Genomic DNA, 9,006 nt, shown 5'->3' with positions numbered 1-9,006 from the left:
GCCCCCCGCTGCGCGAAGCGGTCAGCCGCGTCGAGCAGCGTGTCTCCAGCTATGAACAGATGCTGCACGGCGTGCAAGGCCTGTTCACCGCCAACGGAAAATTCGACCGCACGGCGCTGCACGACTACGTTGCCTCGCTGAACCTCGACGCCAATTTTTCCGGCATCCAGGCCATCGGCGCGGAAGAGTGGATCGGCAACGCAGACAAGACTGCGCACATCGCGCGCATGCACGAACTCGGCTTCAGCAACTACGCCATCCGGCCTGCAGGCGAGCGCCCCGACTACGCCCCGATCATCATGCGCGAACCCTATGTCGGCCGCAATCGCGTGGCCTTCGGTTTCGACCCCTGGGCCGAACCCAATCGCCGCGGCGATTTCCGGCAAGGTCAAACTGGACCTCGATGCCGACGGTCAGGGCCAACCGAGCTTCCTGATGTACCTGCCGATCTATGCACGCGGCATGCCGCAATCGACCATCGCCGAACGCCGCGCCAGCCTGATCGGCTGGGTGCATGCCTCGTTCCGCATGAGCGACGTGGTCGCCAGCCTGTACGGCGAACAGCCGATGGGCGTGGCGTTTGCGATTTACGACGGCGTCGAACCGTCGACCGATGCTCTGCTGTATCACTCGGCGACCGGTCTCGACCAGAAGAAGCCGACCTTGATCAGTGCGACCGAGTACCTGGTGGTGGCCGGCCCCCACACCATGGCGGCGATTTCCGGCAAGGTCAAACTGGACCTCGATGCCGACGGTCAGGGCCAACCGAGCTTCCTGATGTACCTGCCGATCTATGCACGCGGCATGCCGCAATCGACCATCGCCGAACGCCGCGCCAGCCTGATCGGCTGGGTGCATGCCTCGTTCCGCATGAGCGACGTGGTCGCCAGCCTGTACGGCGAACAGCCGATGGGCGTGGCGTTTGCGATTTACGACGGCGTCGAACCGTCGACCGATGCTCTGCTGTATCACTCGGCGACCGGTCTCGACCAGAAGAAGCCGACCTTGATCAGTGCGACCGAGTACCTGGTGGTGGCGATGAACACGATCGATGATTTCACCACGCGCTTCGGCCGCAACGCCGAATTGCAGACCGCCCTGACCGGCGTCGGCCTGAGCATGCTGCTGGCGTTGCTGGCCTGGCTGCTGATGTCGAGCCGGCGCCGCGCAATCCGCCTGGCCAACAAGATGACCAGCGAACTGCGCGCCAGCGAAGAACAGTTCCGCGCCATCGCCGACTGCACCGTCAACTGGGAAGTCTGGTGGGGCCTGGACGGCAAGCCGCGCTGGATCAACCACGCAGTGCTGGACTACACCGGCTATACGGTGGAGGAATGCCTGGCCATGGACGACTTCATCGGCACCATCGCCCACCCGGAAGACGAACCGCGCATCCGCGCCGAGCTGGCCCGCTGCATGGACGGCCAGAAGCGCGAAGACGTCGAACTGCGCTGCGTGCGCAAGGATGGCTCGGTGTTCTGGCTGGCCCTGTCGTGCGCACCGATCCATGACGCCCAGGGGCGCTTCACGGGTTTCCGCACCAGCAGCCGCGACATCACCGATCGCAAGCAGATCGAGGCCGAGCTGCGCATCTCGGCAGTGGCCTTCGATTCCCGCGAGGGCATGCTCATCACCGACGCCAACAGCAAGATCCTGCGCGTGAACAAGGCCTTCACCGAGATCACCGGCTATAGCGCCGAAGAGATCGTCGGCAAGCACCCCAACCTGCTGCGCTCGGACCGCCACGGCCCGGCCTTCTTCCAGGAGATGCGCGAGAGCATCCGCCGCTTCGGCAAGTGGCAGGGCGAGATCTGGGACCGCCGCAAGAACGGCCAGGTCTATCCGGAATGGCTGACCATCTCCGCGGTGAAGGGCGACGACGGCGTGGTCACGCATTACGTCGGCACCCATCACGACATCACCGAACGCAAGATCGCCGAAGAGCGCATCAAGGAGCTGGCCTTCTTCGACGCGCTCACGCGCCTGCCCAACCGCACGTTGCTGCTGGACCGCCTCAAGCAGGCGATTGCCGCCAGCACGCGCAACAAGACCAGCAGCGCCTTGCTGTTTATCGACCTCGATCATTTCAAGACGCTCAATGACACGCTCGGCCACGACAAGGGCGACCTGTTGCTCAAGCAAGTGGCGCAGCGACTGGCGCTGAGCGTGCGCGCCAACGATACGGTGGCGCGCGTTGGTGGGGATGAGTTCGTGGTGGTGCTGGAAAGCCTGCACCGCAATCCTCAGGAAGCCGCCAGCCAGACCAAGTCCATCGGCGAAAAAATCCTCAGCGTGCTCGATTCACCGTATCAACTGGGTGAGGTTGAATACCGCACCACCGCCAGCGTCGGCGCCACCGTGTTCCGCGGTCGCCAGGCCTCGATCGACGAGTTGCTCAAGCAGGCCGACCTGGCGATGTACAAGTCCAAGGAAACCGGCCGCAACGCCATCAGTTTCTTCGATCCGGCGATGCAAACCGTGGTGCTGGAACGCGCCGCGCTCGAAGCCGGACTGCGCAAGGCCATCGACGACGGCCAACTGGTCCTGCACTACCAGGCGCAGGTGGTCGAAGGTGGTCGCGTGACCGGCGCCGAAGTGCTGGTGCGCTGGCAGCATCCGCAGCGCGGCACGGTGCCGCCGTCTGAATTCATTCCGCTGGCCGAAGAGACCGGCCTGATCCTCTCGCTCGGCAACTGGGTCATGGAAACCGCCTGCACGCAACTGGCGCGCTGGGCGTTGCGCGCCGGGACCGCGCATCTGAGCATCGCCGTCAACGTCAGCGTGCAGCAGTTCCGCGAAGCCGATTTCGTCGAGACCGTGTGCGGCATCCTCGAACGCACCGGCGCCAATCCGAAGCGCCTCAAGCTCGAACTCACCGAAAGCCTGCTGGTCGACAACGTCGAGGACATCATCCAGAAGATGAATGCGCTCAAGGCCAGGGGGGTCGAGTTCTCGCTGGACGACTTCGGCATCGGCTATTCGTCTTTGTCCTATCTCAAACGCCTGCCGCTGAATCAGCTTAAAATCGACCAGTCGTTTGTGCGCGATGTCCTGATCGACCCCAACGATGCCTCCATCGCCAAGACCATCGTCGCACTCGCGCAAAGTCTCGGCCTGGGCGTCATCGCCGAGGGTGTCGAGACCGACGCGCAGCGCAATTTCCTGGCCGATGCAGGATGCCTGGCCTACCAGGGCTACTTCTTCTGCCGGCCGCTGCCGCTGGACGGATTCGAGCAATTCGTCCATGCCTTCGATCCGATTCTCGATATGGAGTAATACATGTCCGCTGCTTTCACCAAAATTGCCGATTTCCCCATCAACGCCAAATGGGCGGCCCGGCATCCCGAGCGCATCCAGCTGTATTCGCTGCCGACGCCCAACGGCGTCAAGGCCTCGATCATGCTGGAAGAAACCGGCCTGGCCTATGAGCCGCACCTGGTCAGTTTCGAGACCAACGATCAGCTGTCGCCCGAATTCCTGTCGCTCAATCCGAACAACAAGATCCCGGCCATCATCGATCCCGACGGTCCGGGCGGCAAGCCGCTGGCGCTGTTCGAGTCCGGCGCGATCCTGATCTATCTGGCCGAAAAGACCGGCAAGTTCCTGCCGCAGGATCCGGCCGCGCGTTACCAGGTCATCCAGTGGGTGATGTTCCAGATGGGCGGCATCGGTCCGATGTTCGGCCAGCTCGGCTTCTTCCACCGCTTCGCCGGCAAGGAATACGAAGACAAGCGTCCGCGCGACCGTTACGTCGCCGAGTCGCGCCGCTTGCTCGGCGTGCTCGACCAACGCCTGGCGGACCGCGAATGGGTGATGGACGAATACAGCATTGCCGATATCGCAATCTTCCCATGGGTGCGCAACCTGGTCGGCTTTTACGAAGCGGGCGAGCTGGTCGGTTTCCAGGATTTCAAGAACATCAAACGCGCACTCGACGCCTTCGTCGCCCGTCCTGCGGTGGTCAAGGGCCTGACGATTCCTGCGCGCGGATGATCCGCGGGAAGTGAACCAGGGCGGGCATGACCTTTAGCGGCCATGCCCGCTTTCATTTCCAGTCATCGTTTTCGTTCGTTTCCGCAAGGCATCTCCGACGCGTTTTCACTATCTGCCGTACAATTCGTTGTGCGCTGCAAGATGCGCTGAACGCCAGCACCCGCACGGATTGACATGCAATTCGTTGTGGCGCTGCAGCCCGAAATCGTCAGAAATGTCCCATGGAACAACTCGTCGTCTACATCATCCCGCTGTTCCTTGTGCTGATCTGTGCGGAGCTCGCCTACGGCTATTTCCGCGGCCGCAATACCTTTCGTCTCAACGACGCCATCAGCAGCCTGAGCCAAGGCCTGATCGGCCAACTCGTGGGACTGGTCACGCAACTGTTCCAGATCGGTTTTTACACCTTCGCCTACCGCTTCGTGGCGATCGCCCCGCATGCGCGTTTCTGGCACGGCGCGGCCGGATGGATTGCGGCGATCCTGTTGTTCGATTTTTTCGACTATTGGCTGCATCGCATGGGCCATGAGAATGCCGTGATGTGGGCCGCGCACGCGGTGCATCACCAGAGCCAGGACTTCAACCTGTCGACGGCGCTGCGCCAGGAGAGTACGGTGGTCTTCATCGGCTGGCTGTTCTATCTGCCGATGGCGGTGCTGGGCGTACCGCCCGAACAGTTCGCCATCGCCGGCCTGATCGTGCTGGTGTATCAGTTCTGGATCCACACCGAACATGTCGGCAAGCTAGGCTGGTTCGACAAGATTTTTTCCTCGCCGTCGAATCATCGCGTGCATCACGCGGTCAACGATCAATACCTCGACAAGAACTACGGCGGCATGCTGGTGATCTGGGACCGCCTGTTCGGCACCTTCGCGGAAGAGAAGGAAGCCTGCGTCTACGGCACGCGCACGCCGCTCAAGAGCTGGGATCCGCTGTGGGCGGTGACCAGCGGCTACTGGCAACTGGCGCAAACCGCGGCGCGCCTGCCGCGCTGGCAGGACAAGCTCAAGCTGTGGTTCAAGCCGCCCGGCTGGTTGCCGGCCGGAGTGACGGCGAGCGGTCCTGAGTTCAGTCTGGAAGCGGCGCGGGACCGGTACGATCCGAAGCTGTCGCGCGGCGCCAGTGTGGCGGCGGTGCTGCAATTCGGTCTGCTGCTGGCAGCCAGCGTCGCGTGCATGTGGGTGGCGGATGATCTTTCTTACGCGCGCCTGGTCGAGCTATGCGGCGTCTTGCTGGCGGCGTTCTGGGGACTGGGCGCTTTCATGCAGCATCGCATCGGCATGGTGGCGATGGTGGCCATTGATGTTGTTGCGGCGGTCGTTGCCGCCGGTGTTCTGCTGTAATGCAGCTGTAGTGCAGCTGTAAAAGTCTAACGGCGCAGACTGCGCTTCAGGCTGTCCACCGAAATCTTCTGGATGGCCTGATTTCCCTTCTTGTCTTTTCCTTTTGCTTCCGCGCCCGCGCCCGCGCAAGCGCTGCAACTGTCGCAGCCCGTTGCGGCCGACACTTGTTCCGTCGGTTGCAGGCGCACGGCCATGCCGCGCCAGCCGCGATCCCGGCACCATGCTGCAACGGCAGTCGCCATACGGCGCTTCAAGGATTTCGGCAGATAGCGCCGCAGCACATGCCGGCAGGCAGTCAACACGATGATGGCGACAACGAGGTTTTGCATGATGATCCTCACAGGAAAGCCGTGGCCAGCCGGAACGTCGCCAGCGAGGCCAGATAAGCCAGCGCGAACATGTAGGCAGCCATCGCCAGCGCCGGTTTCCAGGAATTGGTTTCGCGCTTGACGATCGACAGCGTCGAGATGCATTGCGGCGCGAACACGTACCAGATCAACAGCGACAGCGCCGTCGGCAGGCTCCAGGTCTGTGTCAGCATCGGCTCCAGCGCCGACGCCAACTGGTCGCCGCTGGCCGACAGCGCATACACCGTGCCGAGCGCGCCGACTGCGACTTCACGCGCGGCCAGGCCGGGAATCAGCGCGATGGCGATCTGCCAGTTGAAACCGATCGGCGCGAACAAGGGCTCGAGGAAACTGCCGATGCGTCCCGCCAGGCTGTACTGGATGGCCGGGCCAACGGCGCCGTCCGGCGCACCGGGGAAGGTCGACAAGAACCACAGGATCACCATCAGCGCCAGGATGATCGTGCCCACGCGCGTGATGAAAATGCGCGCGCGTTCCCACAAGCCCAGCGCCAGGTTGCGCAGGTGCGGCACGTGGTAGTTGGGCAGTTCCAGCAACAGCGGTTGCCGCCGGCCTTTGGCGATCACGCGTTTGAACACGTAGGCCACCGCCATCGCCGAGACGATGCCGAGCACATACAGACCGAACAGCACCAGCCCCTGCAAATTGAAAATGCCGACGGCGCGATCCGGGATGAATGCCCCGATGATCAGCGCATACACCGGCAACCGCGCCGAGCAAGTCATCAGCGGCGCGATCATGATGGTGGCGAGGCGGTCACGCGGATTCTGGATGGTGCGCGTCGCCATCACGCCGGGAATGGCGCAGGCGAAACTCGACAGCAGCGGAATGAAGGCGCGTCCCGACAAGCCGACGCTGCCCATCAGCCGGTCCAGCAGGAAGGCGGCGCGCGGCAGGTAGCCGGAATCTTCCAGCAGCAGAATGAAGAAGAACAGCACCAGGATCTGCGGCAGGAACACCAGTACGCTGCCGACGCCGGAGATGATGCCGTCGACGATCAGGCTGCGCAGCAATCCTTCCGGCATGAATTGCGTGACCAGCGCGCCGATGTCGTCGATGCCGCTCTTGATCATGTCCATCGGCAATGCAGACCAACTGAACACCGCCTGGAAAATCGTGAACAGCAACACCAGCAACAGCACATAACCGAACACCGGATGCAGCACCCAGGCGTCGATGCGGTCTTCGGCGGTGCGTGCCTGCGGGCGTTCGGCGACGGCAGTCTCGAGGATGCTGCGCACGGCTTGCTGACGCTCGGTTGCGCTCATCGGCGTGGTCGCATCGCCGAAGCGGCGTGAAATCCAGGCGTCCGGCAGGTTGTCCGGATGGCGATTGCGCCAGGCGTCAACGGCATCGGCCAGCGCTGTCGCGCCTTGCTGCTGCACGGCGACCGTCTCGACCACGGGAATGCCGAGCTCGGCGCTGAGCCGGATGGCGTCCACTTCGATGCCGCGCTTGCGCGCCACGTCGCACATGTTGAGCGCGAGGATGGTGGGGCGTTGCAGGCGCAGTACTTCGATGGCGAGTTTGAGATTCAGACGCAGCTTGCTGGCGTCGGCCACCAGCACGATCAGGTCGGGCAGCGCTTCATCCGCGCGTTCACCGAGCAACACTGCGCGCGTGACCGCTTCGTCCGGCGTCAGCGCGCTCAGGCTGTAAGTGCCGGGCAGGTCGACCAGGCGGTAGGCGGCGCCGCTGCCGGAGACGAAACGCCCGGCCTTGCGCTCGACCGTGACGCCGGCGTAGTTGGCGACTTTCTGGCGCGCGCCGGTGAGGCGATTGAACAGTGCGGTTTTGCCGCAATTGGGATTACCCACGAGGGCAAGGTTAAGTGGATGCGTGAGGGAAGGCGTGAGTGCGTCGGATTGCTGCATGGTGGATATCTTGGATGCGGTTGAATCAGGCCAGTCGGTCGATGTGGATCAGTTCGGCTTCGTGGCGGCGCAATGCGAAGGTGGTGTTGCCGATGCGCACCGCGATCGGATCGCCGGCCGGAAACGACAGCGCCACCACGCGCACGATTTCGCCGGGCAGGAAGCCGAGTTCTTCCAGCCGTTCGCGCAGCGCGGATTGTTCGACACCCTGCGGCGCGGCGAGAAGGCGGATACAGGCTTGTTCACCTTTGACGAGATCGGCCAGGGTGGCTGAGGGGGCTGTCGATGTTGCCGATGTTGCCGATGTTGCAATGGTCGGAAGGGATGTCATGAGTTGCCTTGTGTCCGTGCAGCACCGTGAAGGCCTGCAACGTCAATCAATAATGGTTCTCATTATCCGCCGATTTGGTAATTCCGGCTTTGCGACAAAATGCCACAGCCTGGGCGATCACCGCTTCTTCCTTGCCGCCTTTTCAAAAATAGTTTGCTAAATGGTGAACTATCCTGATACAGTTCTCCACATGGAAAACTATTCAGCCTCACTCAACAACGTATTCCACGCATTGGCCGACCCCACCAGGCGGTCGGTGATTGCAAGGCTCGGCAGCGGCTCGGCATCGATCAAGGAACTGGCGGAACCGTTCGGCCTGGGCTTGCCGTCATTCCTGAAGCACATCAAGGTTCTTGAAAACAGCGGCCTTATCGCTTCAGAAAAAGTAGGGCGGGTGCGAACCTGCAAACTGAAACGCGCCAACCTGATCGCTGCTCAGAAATGGTTTGACGAGCAACGGGCAGGTTGGGAAAGCAGATACGACAATCTCGACAATTTATTGATTACTCTGAAAGGTGAAGAAGATGAAAACTGAGCTTCAATTTGACTTTGTGGTCGACCAGGAAAAAAGCACCATCACGATCAAACGAGAATTCGCCGGAAAACGCCAGCTAGTCTGGGACTGCCATACGAAAAGCGAACTGCTCGATCGCTGGTTCGCACCGAAACCGCTGACCACGAAAACCAAGTCCATGGATTTCCGCGAGGGCGGGCATTGGCACTACGCCATGGTGGAGCCGAACGGACAAGAGTACTGGGGGCGGGTCGACTATCTGACCATTCAACCGATCGACAACTACACCTCGTTTGACGGATTCAGCGATGCCACCGGCGCAGTGAACCCGGCGTTGCCCAGGGCCAAATGGAATGTCACCTTCTCCGATGCCAAGGAGCACACCCTGGTGGAGACGGTGGTCGCGTATGCGTCGCCCGAGGCGCTCCGGCAAGTCATCAACATGGGACTGAAAGAGGGGCTGGCCTCGACCCTGGAACGTCTGGACGAGCTTCTTCTGGTTCTCAACTAGGCGTTGGAAGCGAGAATCGTGCAATCTTCTGCGCAGTCAGTTGCGAGATTGGGAAGAGGACGTGGAAGCGGA

The 9,006-nt window shown here is 62.1% G+C and carries 8 protein-coding genes and 1 pseudogene; 6 read left to right on the top strand and 3 right to left on the bottom strand.

Annotated elements, in window-relative coordinates:
* Positions 1–59: 59 nt before the first annotated feature.
* The 4 genes and pseudogenes from HLUSI_RS34960 to HLUSI_RS0113495 all read left to right on the top strand — a co-directional run.
* Positions 60–567, top strand: a pseudogene (locus tag HLUSI_RS34960) (CHASE domain-containing protein); the annotation flags it as partial.
* Positions 568–3,276 (top strand): bifunctional diguanylate cyclase/phosphodiesterase, encoded by a 2,709-nt coding sequence (locus HLUSI_RS28585; RefSeq protein ID WP_414086834.1) that lies wholly within the window; start codon positions 568–570, stop codon positions 3,274–3,276. It begins immediately after the preceding pseudogene.
* A gap of 3 nt (positions 3,277–3,279) precedes the next feature.
* Entirely contained in the window at positions 3,280–3,993 is a 714-nt protein-coding gene (locus HLUSI_RS0113500; protein ID WP_016834480.1) for a glutathione S-transferase N-terminal domain-containing protein, read from the top strand.
* Positions 3,994–4,214: 221 nt separating this feature from the next.
* Positions 4,215–5,336, top strand: a complete 1,122-nt coding sequence (locus tag HLUSI_RS0113495; RefSeq protein WP_016834479.1) for a sterol desaturase family protein — start codon at positions 4,215–4,217, stop codon at positions 5,334–5,336.
* A gap of 26 nt (positions 5,337–5,362) precedes the next feature.
* Here HLUSI_RS0113495 and HLUSI_RS0113490 read toward each other — a convergent pair whose 3' ends face one another.
* Genes HLUSI_RS0113490 through HLUSI_RS0113480 form a run of 3 tightly spaced genes read right to left on the bottom strand, consistent with a single transcriptional unit; the run spans position 5,363 to position 7,909 of the window.
* Positions 5,363–5,665: a DUF6587 family protein gene (locus HLUSI_RS0113490; protein WP_157137854.1), complete on the bottom strand. Its 303-nt coding sequence runs from the start codon at positions 5,663–5,665 to the stop codon at positions 5,363–5,365.
* 8 nt (positions 5,666–5,673) lie between these two features.
* Positions 5,674–7,578, bottom strand: coding sequence for a ferrous iron transport protein B (feoB, locus tag HLUSI_RS0113485; protein ID WP_050977716.1), 1,905 nt, complete (start codon positions 7,576–7,578; stop codon positions 5,674–5,676).
* 25 nt (positions 7,579–7,603) lie between these two features.
* Complete coding sequence (locus HLUSI_RS0113480; protein ID WP_016834476.1) at positions 7,604–7,909, bottom strand: FeoA family protein; 306 nt, start codon at positions 7,907–7,909, stop codon at positions 7,604–7,606.
* 190 nt (positions 7,910–8,099) lie between these two features.
* Between HLUSI_RS0113480 and HLUSI_RS0113475 the strand changes: the two genes are divergently transcribed.
* A complete protein-coding gene (locus tag HLUSI_RS0113475) occupies positions 8,100–8,444 on the top strand; it encodes an ArsR/SmtB family transcription factor (RefSeq protein WP_029363493.1) in 345 nt (114 codons plus the stop codon).
* The gene (locus HLUSI_RS0113470) at positions 8,434–8,934 is read left to right on the top strand and encodes an SRPBCC family protein (protein WP_016834474.1); all 501 of its coding nucleotides are present in this window, start codon (positions 8,434–8,436) and stop codon (positions 8,932–8,934) included. Before HLUSI_RS0113475 ends, HLUSI_RS0113470 begins: the two co-directional genes overlap by 11 nt.
* Positions 8,935–9,006 lie beyond the last annotated feature (72 nt).

This window comes from Herbaspirillum lusitanum P6-12, from assembly GCF_000256565.1.
Classification (GTDB): Bacteria; Pseudomonadota; Gammaproteobacteria; order Burkholderiales; family Burkholderiaceae_D; genus Herbaspirillum; species Herbaspirillum lusitanum.
Note: the sequence above shows the minus strand (reverse complement) of the source record. Positions and strands in the feature narration are given on the sequence as shown.